The 18,123-nt window shown below is 68.5% G+C and carries 17 protein-coding genes; 11 read left to right on the forward strand and 6 right to left on the reverse strand.

Going from position 1 to position 18,123, the window contains the following annotated elements:
• The first annotated feature begins 37 nt into the window (after positions 1 to 37).
• The 7 genes from BN3385_RS08090 to BN3385_RS08120 all read left to right on the forward strand — a co-directional run bounded on the left by BN3385_RS08090 (position 38) and on the right by BN3385_RS08120 (position 5,824).
• Positions 38 to 949 carry a PaaI family thioesterase gene (locus tag BN3385_RS08090; RefSeq protein WP_059016029.1) on the forward strand — a complete coding sequence of 304 codons (912 nt, stop codon included), beginning with the start codon at positions 38 to 40 and terminating at the stop codon, positions 947 to 949.
• 179 nt (positions 950 to 1,128) lie between these two features.
• A complete protein-coding gene (gene rplM, locus BN3385_RS08095) occupies positions 1,129 to 1,572 on the forward strand; it encodes a 50S ribosomal protein L13 (protein ID WP_059016030.1) in 444 nt (147 codons plus the stop codon).
• A gap of 71 nt (positions 1,573 to 1,643) precedes the next feature.
• Positions 1,644 to 2,093: a 30S ribosomal protein S9 gene (gene rpsI, locus BN3385_RS08100; RefSeq protein WP_231748705.1), complete on the forward strand. Its 450-nt coding sequence runs from the start codon at positions 1,644 to 1,646 to the stop codon at positions 2,091 to 2,093.
• A gap of 298 nt (positions 2,094 to 2,391) precedes the next feature.
• Positions 2,392 to 2,832, forward strand: coding sequence for a hypothetical protein (locus tag BN3385_RS08105; protein ID WP_059016031.1), 441 nt, complete (start codon positions 2,392 to 2,394; stop codon positions 2,830 to 2,832).
• Positions 2,833 to 2,977: 145 nt separating this feature from the next.
• On the forward strand, positions 2,978 to 4,315 hold the full coding sequence (gene glmM / locus BN3385_RS08110) for a phosphoglucosamine mutase (RefSeq protein WP_059016032.1): 1,338 nt from the start codon (positions 2,978 to 2,980) through the stop codon (positions 4,313 to 4,315).
• A gap of 49 nt (positions 4,316 to 4,364) precedes the next feature.
• Positions 4,365 to 4,655: a hypothetical protein gene (locus tag BN3385_RS08115; protein ID WP_059016033.1), complete on the forward strand. Its 291-nt coding sequence runs from the start codon at positions 4,365 to 4,367 to the stop codon at positions 4,653 to 4,655.
• Positions 4,652 to 5,824: a hypothetical protein gene (locus BN3385_RS08120; protein WP_059016034.1), complete on the forward strand. Its 1,173-nt coding sequence runs from the start codon at positions 4,652 to 4,654 to the stop codon at positions 5,822 to 5,824. The genes BN3385_RS08115 and BN3385_RS08120 overlap by 4 nt, the downstream gene beginning before the upstream one ends.
• Positions 5,825 to 5,908: 84 nt before the next feature.
• Here the strand turns inward: BN3385_RS08120 and BN3385_RS08125 are convergent, their stop codons facing one another.
• A complete protein-coding gene (locus BN3385_RS08125) occupies positions 5,909 to 6,952 on the reverse strand; it encodes an LLM class F420-dependent oxidoreductase (RefSeq protein WP_082690333.1) in 1,044 nt (347 codons plus the stop codon).
• Between the two features lie 117 nt (positions 6,953 to 7,069).
• Positions 7,070 to 7,921 carry a dienelactone hydrolase family protein gene (locus BN3385_RS08130; protein WP_059016036.1) on the reverse strand — a complete coding sequence of 284 codons (852 nt, stop codon included), beginning with the start codon at positions 7,919 to 7,921 and terminating at the stop codon, positions 7,070 to 7,072.
• A gap of 54 nt (positions 7,922 to 7,975) precedes the next feature.
• Between BN3385_RS08130 and glmS the strand changes: the two genes are divergently transcribed.
• Positions 7,976 to 9,844, forward strand: coding sequence for a glutamine--fructose-6-phosphate transaminase (isomerizing) (gene glmS, locus BN3385_RS08135; protein ID WP_059016037.1), 1,869 nt, complete (start codon positions 7,976 to 7,978; stop codon positions 9,842 to 9,844).
• On the opposite strand, the gene BN3385_RS08140 is transcribed toward glmS, so the two are convergent.
• Positions 9,831 to 10,214: a nuclear transport factor 2 family protein gene (locus tag BN3385_RS08140; protein WP_059016038.1), complete on the reverse strand. Its 384-nt coding sequence runs from the start codon at positions 10,212 to 10,214 to the stop codon at positions 9,831 to 9,833. The genes glmS and BN3385_RS08140 overlap by 14 nt on opposite strands.
• Positions 10,215 to 10,277: 63 nt before the next feature.
• Between BN3385_RS08140 and BN3385_RS08145 the strand changes: the two genes are divergently transcribed.
• Together BN3385_RS08145 and gad are read left to right on the forward strand one after the other, a co-directional pair.
• Complete coding sequence (locus BN3385_RS08145) at positions 10,278 to 11,699, forward strand: bifunctional ADP-dependent NAD(P)H-hydrate dehydratase/NAD(P)H-hydrate epimerase (protein WP_059016039.1); 1,422 nt, start codon at positions 10,278 to 10,280, stop codon at positions 11,697 to 11,699.
• 12 nt (positions 11,700 to 11,711) lie between these two features.
• Positions 11,712 to 13,091 (forward strand): glutamate decarboxylase, encoded by a 1,380-nt coding sequence (gene gad, locus BN3385_RS08150; protein ID WP_059016040.1) that lies wholly within the window; start codon positions 11,712 to 11,714, stop codon positions 13,089 to 13,091.
• Between the two features lie 8 nt (positions 13,092 to 13,099).
• Here gad and BN3385_RS08155 read toward each other — a convergent pair whose 3' ends face one another.
• Together BN3385_RS08155 and BN3385_RS08160 are read right to left on the reverse strand one after the other, a co-directional pair.
• Entirely contained in the window at positions 13,100 to 15,556 is a 2,457-nt protein-coding gene (locus tag BN3385_RS08155) for a GcvT family protein (protein ID WP_059016041.1), read from the reverse strand.
• 11 nt (positions 15,557 to 15,567) lie between these two features.
• A complete protein-coding gene (locus BN3385_RS08160; protein WP_059016042.1) occupies positions 15,568 to 16,488 on the reverse strand; it encodes a choline/ethanolamine kinase family protein in 921 nt (306 codons plus the stop codon).
• Positions 16,489 to 16,514: 26 nt separating this feature from the next.
• Between BN3385_RS08160 and BN3385_RS08165 the strand changes: the two genes are divergently transcribed.
• Entirely contained in the window at positions 16,515 to 17,240 is a 726-nt protein-coding gene (locus BN3385_RS08165; protein ID WP_059016043.1) for an HAD family hydrolase, read from the forward strand.
• Here the strand turns inward: BN3385_RS08165 and BN3385_RS08170 are convergent.
• The gene (locus BN3385_RS08170) at positions 17,237 to 18,052 is read right to left on the reverse strand and encodes a GntR family transcriptional regulator (RefSeq protein WP_059016044.1); all 816 of its coding nucleotides are present in this window, start codon (positions 18,050 to 18,052) and stop codon (positions 17,237 to 17,239) included. The genes BN3385_RS08165 and BN3385_RS08170 overlap by 4 nt on opposite strands.
• Positions 18,053 to 18,123: the final 71 nt, after the last annotated feature.

Raw genomic sequence — 18,123 nt, forward strand, 5'->3', positions numbered from 1 at the left:
CGGCTTTCCCTTCCGTCATCTGCAAGGATGCCAGTCGATGAGCACAGCTAGCAGGCCGCAGAACCACTTCACCATCGGCTCGGTACGGCTCACCGAGGGCGGCATCGCACTCGATCAGCTGCTGAACCCCACGCTGATGGACCACCGCGGCGTGCTCGGTATGCCGGCTTACGCGATCACCGCCGAATCGGCCACCAGCGGCGCCTTCTGGTACCTGTTCTCCGAACCGGTGGCCACCGTGCAGTCCTGGCTAGCGTTGACCGCCGGTGCCCCGGTGCACGTCGGTGACCTGGTGTGCGCCTCGGCGACGATGGCGCACTACGACGACAGCTCCGGAACCCCCACGGTCACGGTGACCAACAGCAACCAGGACGTCGTGTGCTCCGGGGTCGGGCGCACCGTCAGGGTGGGTCGCAGCACCGCCGAACTGCGGGCACTGGACCGCGCCACGATGGCGACCCGCAGCGACCCGATACCCGAACCGCCGGCAGTGGACACCACGGTCTCGGCGATCGACCCGGGCTGGGATGGTCCGCGCATCCTCGGCGCCCTGGGGCGCGGCGAGCTCGCCCGCGGCCCGCTGGCCGAACTCCTGGCCCTCAGCGTGACCGCCACCGACGAACTCGTCGTCACCGTGGAACCGCAACCCTGGATGGCCAACGTGCTCGGCGCCATCCAGGGCGGGGTGATCGCTTCGATCATCGGCGAGGTCTGCTCACTGGCCGGGCAGGCCCACACCGGCCCCGGCGACACCTACACCCTTGCTGACCTCAGCGTTTACTATTTCCGCTCGCCCCCGGTCGACGGCCGCACCCTGACGGTGAGCACCATGACCGATCGGGTCGGACGGCGGATCGCGACCATCAGCGCGACGATGGCCGACCACGGCGGCACCGAGTATGTCCGGGCCGTCGCCAACGTCGCCTACGACCGCGCCGGCGCGTTTTGACCTGCGTCTATCGCCGCAGGTAAGCTGCCTCGTTGGCGTGCGGTACGTCGCGGTTCTCCGCGGCGTCAGCCGGGGTCTCGGGTCAGTGTTGGTCGCCGAGACATTCATCCCGACCGTCGCGTCCGACCGGCACCCGGGTCATACCGGGACCTAACCCGAGAAGAAGAGAAGGTAGCGCTGTGCCTACGTACACGCCGAAGGCGGGTGACACCACGAGGTCGTGGTACGTCATCGACGCCACCGACGTGGTGCTCGGCCGGCTCGCCGTCGCAGCAGCCAATCTGCTGCGTGGCAAGCACAAGCCGACATTCACGCCCAATGTCGACGGTGGCGACTTCGTCATCGTCATCAACGCTGACAAGATCGCCGTCAGCGGTGACAAGCTCCAGAGCAAAATGGCCTACCGCCACTCGGGTTACCCCGGTGGTCTGCGGGCCCGCACGCTCGGCGACGAAATGCAGAAGCACGCTGACCGCGTGGTCGAGAAGGCCATCGTCGGCATGCTCCCGCACAACAAGCTGAGCCGCCAGATCCAGAAGAAGCTCAAGGTGTACGCCGGGCCGGATCATCCGCATGCGGCCCAGCAGCCGATTCCGTACGAGATCAAGCAGGTGGACCAGTGAGCGAAACGACAGACGTGACGACCGACGTCGAGGTCACCGAGGTCGTTGAGACCCCGGAAGGCACCGAGGTCATCGAGGCCACTGAGTCCACCGAAGCCCCGGTGGAGAGCACCCCGCGCGAGCCGGTCATCATCGACCGCCCGATCCAGACCGTCGGCCGCCGCAAGGAGGCCGTGGTGCGGGTTCGCCTGGTGCCCGGCACCGGCAAGTTCCACCTCGACGGCCGCACCCTCGAGGACTACTTCCCGAACAAGGTGCACCAGCAGCTGATCAAGGCGCCGCTGGTGACCGTCGACCGGGTGGACAGCTTCGATATCTACGCCCACCTCGACGGCGGCGGCCCCTCGGGCCAGGCCGGTGCGCTTCGCCTCGCGATCGCCCGCGCGCTGATCCTGGTGCAGCCCGAGGATCGTCCGGCGCTGAAGAAGGCCGGCTTCCTCACGCGTGACCCGCGTGCCATCGAGCGCAAGAAGTACGGCCTCAAGAAGGCCCGCAAGGCGCCGCAGTACAGCAAGCGCTGATCTGCCGCGCGTTTCGACGCGAGCTCGCCGGGTGTGTCCTTTCGGATGCACCCGGCGAGTTTTTTTTGTGCGCTGTCTCACTTCTTCTTTGCGCAGTTCAGCGGTGCGAGGCGGACCAATTATTAAGTTTTGGTTTGAGTCGGTGGCGCTCCGGCAACGCCACAGGGAGCCGACAGCGTGGTCGGCTGCCCGAGGTGGGAGACGGGACCTTTACGGGGGGTCGGTGTCCTCCTCGGCGCTGTGTGTGAATCTCGCGCAGCTCGTGGATCCCTGCCTAACAGGAAGAAATGGAGCGAATATGAACACGATCACGAAGACGGCCGCCGGCACACTCCTCGGTGGATCGCTGCTCGTCGCGGGTGGCCTCAGCCTCGCGCACGCAGCACCTCCGCAGGCTCAGTCGGTGGTGGGGGACGGCAAGGTCAACGTGACGCTGAGCGTCGACGGCCAGCAGCTGGGCGTCATCCAGGAAGTGTCGCTGGCCGGTGCGCAGTCGCTAGCCACCGCCGTGTGCCCGGGTGAGGACCTCTCGGTGCGGCTGCCCGAACTCGACACCAACCAGGTGCAGACCCTGCCGGCATGCGATAGCGCCACCGGCGGGCTGAGCTACACCTTCACCCAGAACTCGCCGGGTAACTCGGAGACCGCTCCGGGCCAGAACCGCCCGGCCGCGCCGACCACCCCGGCGCCGAGCACCAGTGCCACGCCGGCCCCGCCGTCGGCGGCTGAGACCCGCTAGGCCTCACCGGCACCAACGCTGCCCGCATCCCGGTCCCCGGGGTGCGGGCAGCGCCGTGTCTCGGCCGAATGTCGGTTTGGCGGCGAGATGGCGGATAACCTCGTCGGTTGTGGATTGAGGCGGTAATTGTGAGAGGTTTGTCCGCATGGGTCGACTGTTCGGGACCGATGGGGTCCGAGGCGTCGCCAACCGGGAACTGACCGCTGAGCTGGCGCTGGCCCTGGGAGCGGCGGCCGCCCGGCGACTGGCTGTCACCGCCCGGTCCGGGCGCCCGCTGGCCGTCATCGGCCGCGATCCGCGGGCCAGCGGCGAGATGCTCGAGGCCGCCGTCATCGCCGGGGTCACCAGCGAGGGCGTCGACGCGCTGCGGGTCGGCGTGCTGCCCACACCGGCCGTCGCCTATCTGACCGGCGCCTACGACGCCGACTTCGGGGTGATGATCTCGGCCTCGCACAACGCGATGCCTGACAACGGCATCAAGATCTTCGGTCCCGGCGGTCACAAGCTCGACGACGCCGCCGAGGACCGCATCGAGGAACTGGTCGCCCAGGGTCCTGGCCTTCGTCCGGTCGGCGCCGGTATCGGCCGGGCGCTGGATGCGACCGACGCCCTCGAGCGCTATCTGCAGCATGTCCGGTCAGCGGCGCCGGTCCGACTCGACGGCCTGACGGTCGTCGTCGACTGTGCCAACGGTGCCGCCTCGGCCGCCGCGCCGCGGGCCTACCACGCCGCCGGCGCCCGGGTCATCGCGATCCACGCCGAGCCCAACGGTCTGAACATCAACGACGGCTGCGGGTCGACGCACCTCGACCAACTGCAGGCCGCCGTCCTCGCCCACGGTGCCGACCTCGGCCTGGCGCACGACGGCGATGCCGACCGCTGCCTGGCGGTCGATGCCGCCGGACAGGTGGTCGACGGCGACGCCATCATGGTGATCCTGGCGCTGGCCATGCAGGAGGCGGGGGAGCTGGCCTCCAACACCCTGGTCGCCACCGTCATGAGCAATCTCGGCCTGCACCTGGCCATGCGCGAGGCCGGTATCACCGTGCGCACCACCGGGGTCGGCGACCGCTACGTCCTGGAGGAACTGCGCGCCGGGGAATACTCGCTGGGCGGTGAACAGTCCGGCCACATCGTCATGCCCGCCATGGCGACCACGGGCGACGGCATCGTCACCGGCCTGCGGCTGATGTCGCGGATGGCACAGACCCGGCAGTCGCTGGCCGCGCTGGCATCCCCGATGCAGACCCTGCCCCAGGTGTTGATCAATGTCACCGTGGCGGATAAGGCCACGGTGGCCGAGGCGCCTGCCGTGCAGGACGCCGTGCGCGCCGCCGAGGCTGAACTTGGCGATACCGGCCGAATCCTGTTGCGCCCGTCGGGAACCGAACAGATGGTCCGGGTCATGGTCGAGGCCGCCGACGAGGACACCGCGCGGCAGCTGGCCGTCCGGGTGGCCGAATCGGTCAGCGCCGAAGGCTGATTTCCGCCGCGACGGAACCGACCGGCGCCCTCCTGCGTCATACACGGGTATGGGCAACACAGAGGTGGACGCTGCGGCCCTTGACGCCGCCGCTCGGCAGTTCGCCACCGCAGCCGGTCTCCTGGACAGTGCAGGCCGTCGTGTCGCGCTGCGCTTCCAGGGGTCGACGGCAGGCCGTGCGCATGGCGTCAGCGGCGAACGGCTGCATGCCGCGCTGAGTCAGCTGTGCGCCGGGATCCTCGAATGGTCGCGGTCCGCCGACGAGATTGCCGCCGGGTTACGTTCGGGGACACAGCATTACCGCGAGGCGGAGCTGAGCGCAGCGGCGGCACTGCGATGACCTATGTCGTGGCCGCCCGGCTGGACGAAGGTCGTCCCGCGGTGTCGGACACCCAGACCTATGTGGCGGCCTGTCACGCGGTCGGCTACGGGCACCCGGATCTCACCGCGCACGGCGCACAGGTCCTGCAGTGGTATGGCACCGAGGACGGACTGGACCTCGAGGCGCTGGACGCCGACGGAGCGGCACTGCGCATGCTGGCCGACACCGCCGAGGAGGCGCTACGGCTGGAACACGATGGCCTGCGACAGATGCTATCGGCCTGGCAGGGTGAATCCCGGTCATCGGCAGCGGCTTTCATCGACCAGCACTGTCGGAGCGGTGCGGGTGTGGTCGAGGCCCTACGCCGTGCCGCGGACGCCTGCGCGTGGCTGCGGGACACGCTGCTCGGCATCGTCGAGGGCAAGGTGCGGGCGGCCGTCGCGATCGACGATCGCCGGGCAGGGGAGCGGGCGCAGTGGCTGGCGGCGGCGCAGATCGTCACCACCGGGGCGCCCGGCCTGGAGCAGGCCGGCGAGCTTGTCAGCCAGCAGATCGTCCCGTACGTCGACGCCGACATCCGCACCGAATGGGTCACCGCGATGCGCACCGCGACCACCGCGGTGCAGTCCGCCTACCTCGACGCCATCCATCGGGTCGCGGACTGCAGCCCAGTGCTTTTCGCCATCCCCGACCGTCTCGGTCCGCCTTCCGCACGCCCGGCGGTGCGCACCGCGACGTCCGCACCTGTCACCGTGCCCGCCGCCGCGCCGGAGCCCACACTGCTGGCCGCACCACCACCGGCCGCCCCGGGGCTCGGCAGTCAACTCGGCGACACCCTCGGTCGTCTGCTGCCAGACGGTATGGGCACTACCGCTGATCCGCTGCCCCTCGACTCGCCTGACAGTGATAGTCCCGACGACGCTGCGGATTCGCCTGATGGAGAGACCGATGATCCTAAGCAGCAAGATGATTCACCGAGTGAACCCGGCGACGAGCCGGTCGACGAGCCCGCAGATGCCGCGCCCGACGACTCGGTCGTGACACCGCCGGTCGAGGAGCCGGTGGCGGAACAGCCCGTACCGCCGCCGCCCGCGGACCCGCCGGCGGCCAGCCCCGAACCGGAACCCGACGACGAACCGACGCCGTGCGAGATCGCCGCTGACGAGCTCCCGCAGGTCGGCCAATGAGCGACCCCCAGCACCCGGTGGTCCCGGCTTCGCGGCGTCGGCTGTTGCGCCCGGCGAATGAACAGCGTTCGGTGACAACGCCGATCAGGGCAGCAGCTGCTGTAACTCCTCGACGAACGTGATGTATTCGGCGCCGTCGGCGGTCACCGGGGTGGCGAGCAGGGTGGTGACACCAGCCTCGGCGAAGGCGGCGATGCGCTCCTTGACGTACCCTCGCGGCCCGATCAGCGACACCTGGCGGACCAGATCGTCGGGGACCGCGGCGATGGCCTCGGCCTTGCGCCCGGCCAGGAACAGATCCTGGATGTGATCGGCAACCTCGCCGTACCCGTACCGGGTGGCCAGCTTGTGGTAGAAATTCTGCCCCCGCGCACCCATGCCGCCGATGTACAGCGCCAGATGGGGTTTGGCCCAGGTCAGCCGGTCCTCCACGTTGTCGCCGATGGCCACCGACACCCCGACCATCACGTCGAGCTCGCCAAGTGAGCTGTCGCGCTTGGCTTTTCCGGCGCGCAGTGCCTCGCCCCAGACATCGTCGGCCTTCTCGGGCAGGAAGAACACCGGCTGCCAGCCTTCGGCGATCTCGGCGGACAGTTCGACATTTTTCGGGCCGAGTGCCGCGATGTGGATCGGGATGTTTTCCCGCACCGGGTGATTGATGAGCTGAAGCGCCTTGCCCAGGCCGGTGCCCTGATCGGCGGGCAGTGGGATCTGGTAGTTCTTGCCCTGATGCTGCACGCGCTCGCGGCGCCACACCTGGCGGCAGATCTCGACGACCTCCCGTGTGCGACCCAGCGGGGCGTCGAACGGAACACCGTGGAAGCCCTCGACCACCTGCGGGCCGGATGTGCCGATGCCGAGCCGGAAGCGACCGTCGGAGACGTAGTCCAGCCCTGCGGCCGTCATCGCCAGCAGCGACGGGGTGCGGGTGTAGATCGGGACGACGCCGGACCCCAACTCGATCGTCGAGGTCTTGGCGGCCAGATAACCCAGCTGACTGATGGCGTCATAGGAGTACGCCTCAGCGACCAGCGCGAGGTTCACGCCGGCCTTCTCCAGGATGGTGATGTGCTCGGCGGCTTCGCGGAAGCCGCCCGAATAGTCGAGGAAAACACCGGTACGCATCACCGATGTATATCCCAACCGGTTGGTTGGTGTGTCGGCGGGGGCACGATATGGGGTGCGCGAGTGGCCAGTTGTGCCACGCACAATCGCGATATGCGTGTCGTAAGTGGCCGCTCGGCGCTACTTCAGCAGCGCGACGATCCGCCCCTCGGGTGTCATCGGTTCGGCCTCGGGGTCCGGTTTCCCCGTCTTGGGCAGCACCGCCTCGGCGTCGGCGAACTCGCGATACGTCTTGTCCCCGGTGAGATGGAACAGTAGGAAGCCGGTCAGCAGGGCCCGCGCCGCCTTTTGGGTCTTGCGGTCCGACCCTGGCAGGCCCAGCACACGGGAGAACCGCCGCTTCTCGGCCAGCCCGGCCGACTTCCCCTTCGTGACCACATGCAGCACCGCACCCGGCCAGGCCTGGGCCAGATCAAGAGCGTCCGTCCGCAGCGACTCCGGGTCGTCGGGTGCGCTGAGTACCAAGCCGGGCACCTTCAAACCGGCAGCGGGCTGCTGAGCTGGCGGTTTGGTGACCGCGGGGAACAGGGCGGCCGCGGCCTTGGGCGCGGACTTGCCCGCCCCGGCCAGGCCTGCGGCGGCGAACACCGCCGCCGAGGCGCCGAAACCATGGCCGGCCAGGCCAAGTTTGGTCGGGTGCACGCTGATCTGACCGGGCCCCAGCCGGACCCCGGTGATGATGTCGAGCGTGGTGCCAAGGTCGAACGCCAGGTTCAGCACCGACGGAGCAGGGCCCCGCTCGGTGTTCGGCGCCGCCGCGACGATGCCCCACGAGGCGAGATGCTCCAGGGTTTTCACGTAATGGTCGACAGGTGTGAGCCAATCGTGGCCGAAGGCCACACCGGGCAGATTGAACCCCGACGCCGGGGTGTAGACGATGCCCGGAAGGCCGGCAAATGCCAGGTCACCGCGCAAAACCTGATGCGGACCGCGACGAGTCAGCGCCGCGAAGAGCTTGCGTGTCCGGGCCACCCCATGACCGTAGCCCACCCTCCGGGCCACCCGCGCTGCACTACCCTTGAACCCATGTGCGGAATCGTGGCCTACGTCGGGCATCGTCCTGCCTGCGACGTTGTGGTCGACGCGCTGCGCCGCATGGAGTACCGCGGTTACGACTCGTCCGGTGTGGCCCTGCTCGACGGGCACGGCGGTCTCACGGTGCGCCGCCGGGCCGGCCGGCTGGCCAACCTCGAGGAAGCGCTCGCCGAAACCGACGCCGGCGCGCTGGCCGGAACCGCTGGCCTGGGCCACACCCGCTGGGCCACCCACGGCAGGCCCACCGACCGCAACGCCCACCCGCACCGGGACGCGGCCGGCAAGTTCGCCGTCGTCCACAACGGGATCATCGAGAACTTCGCGACGCTGCGCCACGACCTGGAGGCCGACGGCGTCGAGTTCGCCAGCGACACCGACACCGAGGTGGCCGTCCACCTGGTGTCGCGGGCCTACCACCACGGCCCCACCGCGGGTGACTTCGTCGCCTCGACGCTGTCGGTGCTGCGCCAGCTGGAGGGCCATTTCACCCTGGTGTTCGCCAATGCCGACGACCCGGGCACCATCATCGCCGCCCGCCGGTCCACGCCGCTGGTCGTCGGCATCGGGCGCGACGAGATGTTCCTGGGTTCCGATGTCGCGGCCTTCATCGAGTACACCCGCGACGCCGTCGAACTCGGCCAGGACCAGGCCGTGGTGATCACCGCCGACGGCTACCGGATCACCGACTTCGACGGCAACGACGACGCCGCGAACGCCCGCGAGTTCCATATCGACTGGGACCTGTCGGCCGCCGAGAAGGGCGGCTACGACTACTTCATGCTCAAGGAGATCGCCGAGCAGCCCACGGCGGTCGCCGACACCTTGCTCGGCCACTTCGTGGACGGCCGCATCGTGTTGGACGAACAGCGCCTGTCCGATCAGGAACTCCGCGAGGTCGACAAGGTCTTCATCGTCGCGTGCGGCACCGCGTTCCACTCCGGGCTGCTGGCCAAATACGCCATCGAGCACTGGACCCGCCTTCCGGTCGAGGTGGAACTGGCCAGCGAGTTCCGCTACCGCGACCCGGTGCTCGACCGCGGCACGCTGGTGATCGCGATCTCGCAGTCCGGTGAGACCGCCGACACCCTCGAAGCGGTCCGGCATGCCAAGGCGCAGAAGGCGAAAGTCCTTGCCATCTGCAACACCAACGGCAGCCAGATTCCGCGTGAAGCCGATGCCGTGCTCTACACCCGGGCCGGGCCGGAGATCGGCGTGGCGGCCACCAAGACCTTCCTGGCGCAGATCGCCGCGAACTACCTGGTCGGTCTGGCGCTGGCGCAGGCGCGCGGTACCAAGTACCCCGACGAGGTCGAACGCGAGTACCGCGAGCTGGAGTCGATGCCCGACCAGGTGGCCCGGGTGCTCGAGCACGTCGAGCCGATCACCACGCTCGGCCAGGCCTTCGCCCAGTCGCATGCGGTGTTGTTCCTGGGTCGCCACGTCGGCTATCCGGTGGCGCTCGAGGGTGCGCTCAAGCTGAAGGAATTGGCCTACATGCACGCCGAGGGCTTCGCGGCCGGCGAGCTCAAGCACGGCCCGATCGCGCTGATCGACGAGGATTTGCCGGTGATCGTGGTCATGCCGTCGCCGAAGAACTCCGCGACCCTGCACGCCAAGCTGCTGAGCAACATCCGCGAAGTGCAGGCTCGCGGTGCGGTCACCGTGGTCATCGCCGAGGAGGGCGACGACACGGTGCGGCCCTACGCCGACCACCTCTTCGAAATCCCGGCCGTGTCAACGCTTTTCCAGCCATTGCTGTCGACGGTACCGCTGCAGGTGTTCGCCGCCGCGGTCGCCAGGGCGCGCGGCTACGACGTGGACAAGCCGCGCAACCTGGCCAAGTCCGTCACGGTCGAGTAGCCGCGGCGCTCTGCTGGTACAGCACCAGCCGCCAGCCGTCGGCGGTGCGGTGATACACCGAGGACATCGCCCCCACGAAGGGTTCCTCGGAGTCGTCGCGCCGCGCCATGCCGATGTAGACCAGCGCGGCCACGTCCGGGCCTGCCGTCACCACCCGCGGATCGGACAGGTCGAAGGACGTCCACGGCGGTGCCTGGCCGAGCGCGGCCGCGACGGCGTCGCGGTCCATCACCGCGCCGTTGGCCAGCACCATCACCGCGTCGTCGGTCATCAGCTCCCCGTAGAACCGGTCACCGGTGGAATCGCAGAGCGAGCGCCACCCGGCGCGTTCGAGGTCGAGAAGCTCCTGGAGAAGGTGTGGATCGCTCATGGGGGCCGAGTACCCGGTCGGAGTCCACAGATATCCCGGACTCGGCACGTAACCTGGGTTCCGATGCGGCACTACTACTCGGCCGAGGCGATCCGCGCCGCTGAGGCACCTCTGCTGGCCAGCCTGGCCGACGGGGTCCTGATGCGGCGGGCCGCCTACGGCTTGGCCACCGCGATCGCGCGGGAGTTGGTGAGCCGGACCGGGGGGATTGCCGGCCGGCGCATCTGTGCCGTCGTGGGCTCCGGTGACAACGGCGGTGACGCGCTCTGGGCGGCGACGTTCCTGCGCCGGCGCGGCGCGTCCGCCTCGGCGGTGTTGCTGAACCCGGAGCACACCCACGCCACGGCACTGGCGGCGTTTCGCGCCGCCGGTGGCCGGGTGGTCGCCGCCGTGGCGGCGGACACCGATCTGGTGATCGACGGGGTCGTCGGCATCTCGGGTAAAGGTCCGCTTCGGCCTGCGGCCGCCGCGGTGTTCGCCGCTGTCGACGCAGCGGGCATCCCCGTTGTCGCGGTCGACATCCCCAGCGGGGTCGACGTGCACACCGGCGCGATTACCGGGCCTGCCGTTCATGCCGCGCTGACCGTGACGTTCGGTGGCCTCAAGCCCGTGCATGCGCTGGCCGACTGCGGGCGCGTCGAACTCGTGGACATCGGCCTGGACCTGCCGGCCACCGATGTGCTGGCGCTGGAGGCTGCCGACGTCAGGGCTCACTGGCCGGTGCCCTACCCGCACGACGACAAATACAGCCAGGGCGTCACCGGAATCCTGGCCGGTTCCTCCACCTACCCCGGTGCGGCCATCCTGTGCACCGGCGCTGCGGTGGCGGCCACCTCCGGCATGAAGCGCTACGCCGGATCTGCCGCCGCCGAGGTGGTGTCGCACTGGCCGGAAGTCGTCGCCGCGCCCAGCGCCGCAGCCGCTGGCCGGGTGCAGTCCTGGGTGGTCGGTCCGGGTCTGGGTACCGACGAAAATGCCGTTGCTGCAGTGACATTCGCGCTCAATACCGATCTTCCGGTGATTGTCGACGCGGACGCCCTGACGATCCTGGCCGCCCACCCGCACCTGGTGTCCGACCGGCAGGCGCCGACGGTGCTGACTCCGCACGCCGGGGAGTTCGCGCGCCTGGCGGGGTCGCCGCCCGGTGAGGACCGGATCGCTGCCGCCCGCCGCCTCGCCGAGGGCTTCGGTGCGACGGTGTTGCTCAAGGGCAATGTCACCGTGGTGGCGGGTGCCGACGGGCCGGTCTACCTCAACCCGGCGGGCGGATCCTGGGCAGCCACCGCAGGTTCCGGTGATGTGCTCTCGGGCATGATCGGCGCTCTGCTGGCCGCCGGACTGCCACCGGCGAAGGCCGCCGCGATGGCGGCGTTCGTGCATGCCCGCGCCGCCAACGCCTCAGCCGCCGATCCCGGGCCCGCCTCGGTACCGACGTCCGCGTCGCGCATCCTCGCCCATATCCGTTCCGCCATCGCCGCACTGTAGAGAGAAGGAAGCATGCCGCACGTCAAGTACCGCTCCCCGTCGATCGCCCCGGCGTACACGGGACGGCTGTCGACTGATCCGATCCCGTCATTGCGGTTGCCCGACGAGGCGATGGAACCCGCTGCGGCCTACCGGTTCATCCACGACGAGTTGATGCTCGACGGCAGCTCCCGGCTCAACCTGGCCACCTTCGTGACGACGTGGATGGACCCGGAGGCCGAGAAGCTGATGGCCGAGACGTTCGACAAGAACATGATCGACAAGGACGAGTACCCGGCCACCGCCGCCATCGAATCTCGTTGTGTAGCCATGGTTGCCGACCTGTTCCACGCCGAGAACCTGCGCGACGATGACGCGTCGAGCGCGGTGGGGGCGTCGACCATCGGATCGTCGGAGGCGGTGATGCTCGGCGGGCTGGCGCTGAAGTGGAAGTGGAAGGAGCGGGTCGGTGACGGGTGGAAGACCCGCACCCCCAACCTGGTGATGGGCGCCAACGTCCAGGTGGTGTGGGAGAAGTTCTGCCGCTACTTCGAAGTCGAGCCGCGCTACATCCCGATGACCGAGGACTGCTACGTCATCACCCCCGAGCAGGTGCTCGAGTACGTCGACGAGGACACCATCGGTGTGGTAGCGATCCTGGGCACCACCTACACCGGGGAACTGGAGCCGATCGCCGAGATCTGCGCGGCACTGGACAAATTGGCCAAGGACAAGAAGCTCGACATCCCCGTGCATGTCGACGCCGCCAGCGGTGGCTTCGTCGTCCCGTTCCTGCACCCGGATCTCAAGTGGGACTTCCGGCTTCCGCGGGTGGTGTCGATCAACGTCAGCGGCCACAAGTACGGCCTGACGTATCCGGGTGTCGGATTCGTGGTGTGGCGCAACGCTGATCACCTGCCCGAGGACCTGGTGTTCCGGGTCAACTATCTCGGTGGCGACATGCCGACCTTCACCCTCAACTTCTCCCGGCCCGGTAACCAGGTTGTCGGGCAGTATTACAACTTCCTACGGTTGGGGCGGGCCGGCTATACCCATGTGATGCAATGCCTTTCGGGCACCGCGCGCTGGCTCTCCGATCAGCTTGCCAGCTGCCAGCACTTCGAGGTCATCTCCGACGGGTCGGCGATCCCGGTGGTGGCGTTCAAGCTCTCCGGCGACTTCGGCTACACCGAGTTCGACGTGTCGGCGGCGCTGCGCTCCTACGGCTGGCAGGTGCCCGCCTACACCATGCCGGAAGGGGCGCAGGATGTCTCGGTACTGCGGGTGGTGGTCCGGGAAGGGTTCTCCGCCGACCTGGCCCGCTCGCTGTGGGAGGACCTCCACGCCGTCCTTGGACATCTGGACGCGACCAAGCCCAACGGTCACTTCGACCAGCAGCACTTCGCGCACTAGGTGGCTTGTCAGCGCACCCGCTCGTTGGCCGGATCGTAGATCGGCTTGAGTGACACCGTGATCGGGTAGACCTCACCGCCGACGTTGACCGTGTAGTTGCCCGCCCGGATCCAGTCCGGGGTGACGACGGCGTCGTCGGCGGCCCGCACGTAGGCCAGCCCGACGCACGCGCCGGTGGTCGCGCCCCACGCGGCGGAGGTCACCTGGCCGGCCACCGCGCCGTCGCGCAGGATCAACTCACCGCCCCACAACATGGGCTCGGGGGAGTCCACCGAGAAGCTCACCACCCGTTTACGCGGGCCCTCGGCCTTGGCCTTCTCCACCGCGGCGCGGCCGAGGAAGTCGATATCGGTCTTGAGCTTGCAGGCGAACAGCAGGCCGGCTTCGACAGGGTTCTCGTTCGGCGTCAGTTCGCGGCCGAAGGCGCGGTAGCCCTTTTCCAGCCGCAGCGACTCGATCGCGTAGTACCCGCCGCGGCCGATCCCGAAGCGCTCACCGGCTGCCATCAGGTCCTCGTACACCCCGACGGCGAACTCGGCGGGAACGTAGAGTTCCCAACCCAATTCGCCGACATAGGTGATCCGGGTGGCCCGGACAGTGGCGTAGCCCAGCGAGATCACCTGGCTGGTGGCGAACGGGAACGCCTCGTCGGACAGATCGGCGTCGGTCAGGGTCGACAGCAACTCACGCGAGCGCGGACCCATCACGCCGAACACCGCCATCGCCGAGGTGACGTCGACCAGTTCGGCCTGCGCCGCGTGCGGCAGATTCCTGCGGATGTGGTCCTTATCGCGCTCGGTGGTGGCTGCGCTGCTGACGATCAGGAACTCGGTGGCGCCGGTTCGTGTCACGGTGACATCGGACTCGTAGGTGCCACGGGCGTTGAGCATCCCGGTGTAGACCGACTTGCCTACCGGCACTGCCATATCGGCGGTGCACAACCACTGCAATGCCTCTTCGGCGCCGGGGCCCGTCAGCAGGTACTTGGAGAACGACGTCTGGTCGAACACCGTGACCGCGTTGCGGGTGGTGAGCTGTTCGGCCGCCGACCAGGGCAACCAGTTCTGCTTGCCCCACGAGTACTCGATCACCGGGTCCTGGCCGGCGGGTGCGAAGAAATTGGCCCGCTCCCAGCCCATCCGGCTGCCGAAGTTGGCATTCGCCGCCACCAGCAGGTGGTGTACCGGGGAGCGCCGGAACGGCCGCGCTGTGGTCAGTTCGCGGTTGGGCCAGGGGATTTCGTAGTGCACGCCCAGTACCTCGGCCACCCGGTCGTGCAGCCAGCTGACGTTGCCGTTGAACGGGGCGAAGCGGCGGATGTCGACCCCGGTGAGATCGCTGGTGGGTGCACCGTTGACGATCCACTCGGCCAGCGCCCGCCCCGCACCGCCGGCCGAGGCGATGCCGACGGAGTTGAAGCCGGCGCCGACGAAGAAGTTCGCGCACTCGGGTGCCTCGCCGAGGATGAACTGGTTGTCCGGGGTGAAGCTCTCCGGACCGTTGTAGAGCTTCTTCAGCCCGGTGTGCTCGAGATCCGGAATCCGCAGCAGGGCGTTTTCCATCAGGATCTCGAAGTGCTCCCAATCCTCTTCGAGCAGTTGGAACTCGAACGGGTAGGGGATCTTGTCCGGTGCCACCCAGGGCTTGGCTTCCGGCTCGAAGCCGCCGATCACCAGACCGCCGACTTCTTCCTTGAAGTAGGTGTAGCCGTCCGGGTCCCGCAGGATCGGCAGGTCCGGATGGACTCCGGCGATGGTCTCGGTGACGACGTAGAAGTGCTCGGCCGAGTAGAGCGGGACGTTCACCCCGGCCATCGCACCGATGGCTTTGGCCCATTGCCCGGCACAGTTGACCACGATCTCGGCCTCGATGTCACCGGCGTCGGTGCGCACCCCGGTCACCCGGGCGCCGTCGGTCAGCACATCGAGCACGCGAACGTGTTCGGCGACCTTCGCGCCGCGCTGGCGGGCGCCCTTGGCCAGCGCCATCGTCAGGTCGGTCGGGTTGGCCTTACCGTCGGCGGGCAGCCAGATCGCCCCCACCAGGTCATCGACCCGCATCACCGGGTAGCGCTCGAAAGCCTGCTCGGGACTGAGCAATTCACAGTCCAGGTTGTAGGCCGCGGCATTGGCGGCGGTGCGGCGCAACTGCGTCATGCGGTCCTCGGTGCGCGCCACCGTTACCCCGCCGCACTGCTTGTAGCCCGCCGTCAAGCCCGTCTCGGCCTCCAACTCGGCGTAGAGCTGCGTGGAGTACTGCACCAACCGGGTACCGCTCTCCGAGGCGCGCAGCTGGCCGACCAGACCGGCGGCGTGCCAGGTGGTTCCGCAGGACAGCTGACCCTGCTCCAGCAGCACTACATCGGTGTGGCCGAGCTTGGTGAGGTGGTAGGCCACGCTGGTTCCGATGACGCCACCGCCGATGATGACGATCTGGGCGCGGTCGGGCAGCTGTTGGGTCGACATGGTGTCCTTACTCAGTCAGCGGCTTGTGCGTCGTGCAGAAGCCGGGCGAAGTCGGGTCCGCGGAACTCGGCGACGGCGGATTCGTAGCGCTCCATCGCCCAGTCCCAGAAATCGAATTCGATGGCGCTGGAGCCATGTTGGATACAGCCCCACAATGTCCAGCCGTACTTGCCCACGATGCCCTGCAGGCGGGCGCGGGCGGTCTTGTGGCGCAGCGGGCGGCCGTAGTAGAGCGTGACCAGCTCGTCGAGTTGGTCGGTGGACAGCCCGCACTCGGCGCTGAGGTTACCCAGCTCGAAGCACGGGTCGTTGTTGCCCGAGTATTCGTAGTCGATCAGCCACACCCGTTCGCCGTTGTCGACGAAGTTGCCGGCCAGCAGATCGTTGTTGCACGGCACGGTGGTGTTGTCGGTGGCTTCCAGCACCCGCTGGATGTCGGCAAATGGCTGGGCGAAGTCGTAGTAGTCCGACGGCAGCCGGAAACCGTTGTCCTGAACCACTTTCAGGTAGGCGGGCTGACGCTCGAACATATTGAAGTCGTCGCGGAAGCGGGGCCCGGAGTGCAGGCCCTTGACACCGGCCGCCACCCGCTGCAGCACCCCGGGGCGCTGCAGGTCGGCATTGGTCAGGGTGACGCCCTCGAGGAAGCCGACCAGCAGGATGCCGAGGTCGGGCCGGTAGTCGACGACGGGCGCCCCGACACCGGCCTGCGCGGCGGCCTTGCTGTTGTAGTACTCGTTGTCGCGATCGATACCCAACAGGTTCTTGGTGTTGGCGCTACAGCGTGCGACATACGTCCCCGAGGGGGTGGTGATCTTGACGTTGCGGTTGGTCAGGCCGCCCGACAGTTCCTCCAGCCGGCGCGGTTGGCCGGCCAAGGCTGGTAGCTGCTCGAGCAGCGCATCCAGTTCCGAGTCGGAGAGGAACGGCATGGTTTAAAAGACTAGACTATTGCATCGTGTCGCACCCGGTTTCCTCTCAGGCCCGTGAACTGATCACCGCGTGGGCCACCGCGCGCAACCCCGCCGTCATCTTCGATTTCAACGGCACGCTGTCCGACGACGAGCCCATTCTGTTTCGGATCTTTGCCGAACTGTTCGCCGAGCACCTCGACTGGCAGATGACGCAGGACGACTACGACCGCCATCTGCTCGGCCACAGCGACCGCGAGATCGTCGAGAAGGCCATCCAGATCACCGGTGCCCGAGCGGATGTCGACCCGCTGCTGGAACTGCGCAAGCGCCGCTACCGCGAACTGGTAGCCGAGGACAACCCGATCACGGCCGAGACGGTGCGGCTGGTGCAGGCGCTCGCCGAGCACGACGTGCCGATGGCTATCGTCACCGGTGCCCAGCGCGACGACGTGCGTGCCGTACTGGCGAGCAGCCCCGTCGGGGAGGTCATCGAGATCGTCGTCGCCGAGGAGGACGTCCGACGCGGCAAGCCCGACCCCGAGGGCTTCTTGGCCGGTGCGGCCCTGTTGGGTCACCCACCGGCGGATGTGATCGTGTTCGAGGATTCGGTACCCGGCGTGCGCGGTGCGCTGGCCGCCGGTATGCGGTGCATCGCGGTCGGCGCGGCGCCCAGCGAGGCGGTGTTGTCGGTGGCGCCCGCTGTGGTGCCCGCGCTCTCGGCTGACCTCGTGGCGCACGTCCTGCCGGCGCTGCGCGACCGGAAACGCTAGGACGCGGGCGAGGTCTCCACCCGGGCCTGGGTGTCGCGGTCGACCCATGACTTCACCCGGATACGGGTGCGGTCGGACCGGAAGTAATCGTGCGAGAACTCCACCGGCACCCCGTCGCGGTCGTGGCCGGTGCGAGTGACGAGCAACAGCGGAGCGCCTTCGGCGACCCCGAGCAGGTCGGCGCGGGCCGCGCTGGCCGGTGCGGCCTCGATGTGCTCGTCGGCCGAACACAGCGGAACCCCGAACTCGTCGGCCATCAACGCGTACACCGAGCCGGTGAGGTCGGCCGACAGCAGACCGGGGAACAGACTGGCCGGCAGGTAGGTCTCCTCGAGCAGCACCGGTGCACCGTCAGCGGATCGGATCCGGATGATCTCGTGCACGCGCGCGCCCCGCTTGAGCCCCAGCGCCTCGCGCACCTCCGGGCTGGGGGTGCGGGTAGCGGCGCTGACCACCTGCGCGCCGGCGGCCATGTCGAGCCGGCGAAGCTGCTCGGTGAACCCGGGCATACCGCTGTGGTCGAACTCCAGCCGGGGTGTTTCGACGAAGTTCCCGCCGAAGCGACCGCGGCTGCGCCGAATCAGGCCCTTGGCTTCGATGGACCCCAGCGCCTGGCGCAGCGTCATGCGGCTCACCCCCAGGGCCGCGGCGATGTCGACCTCAGCGGGCAGTTTGTCGCCGGGGGACAGCCGGCCCGAGACGATCAATTTCTCCAGCCAGACCGCGATGCGGGCGTGGGCGGGCTGGTCGGACACACTGCCCAGATCGGGGCGTTTGCCCAGTACCGCGTCGTCCATCGACAGCACCCGCACAGCGCCGACTCTACCGCCCGACCAGCGCCGAACCGTGAGGTCAACGCCCAGATGGGCGGTTATCGGACCGG

This window comes from Mycobacterium sp. M26 (assembly GCF_001494595.1).
Classification (GTDB): Bacteria; Actinomycetota; Actinomycetes; order Mycobacteriales; family Mycobacteriaceae; genus Mycobacterium.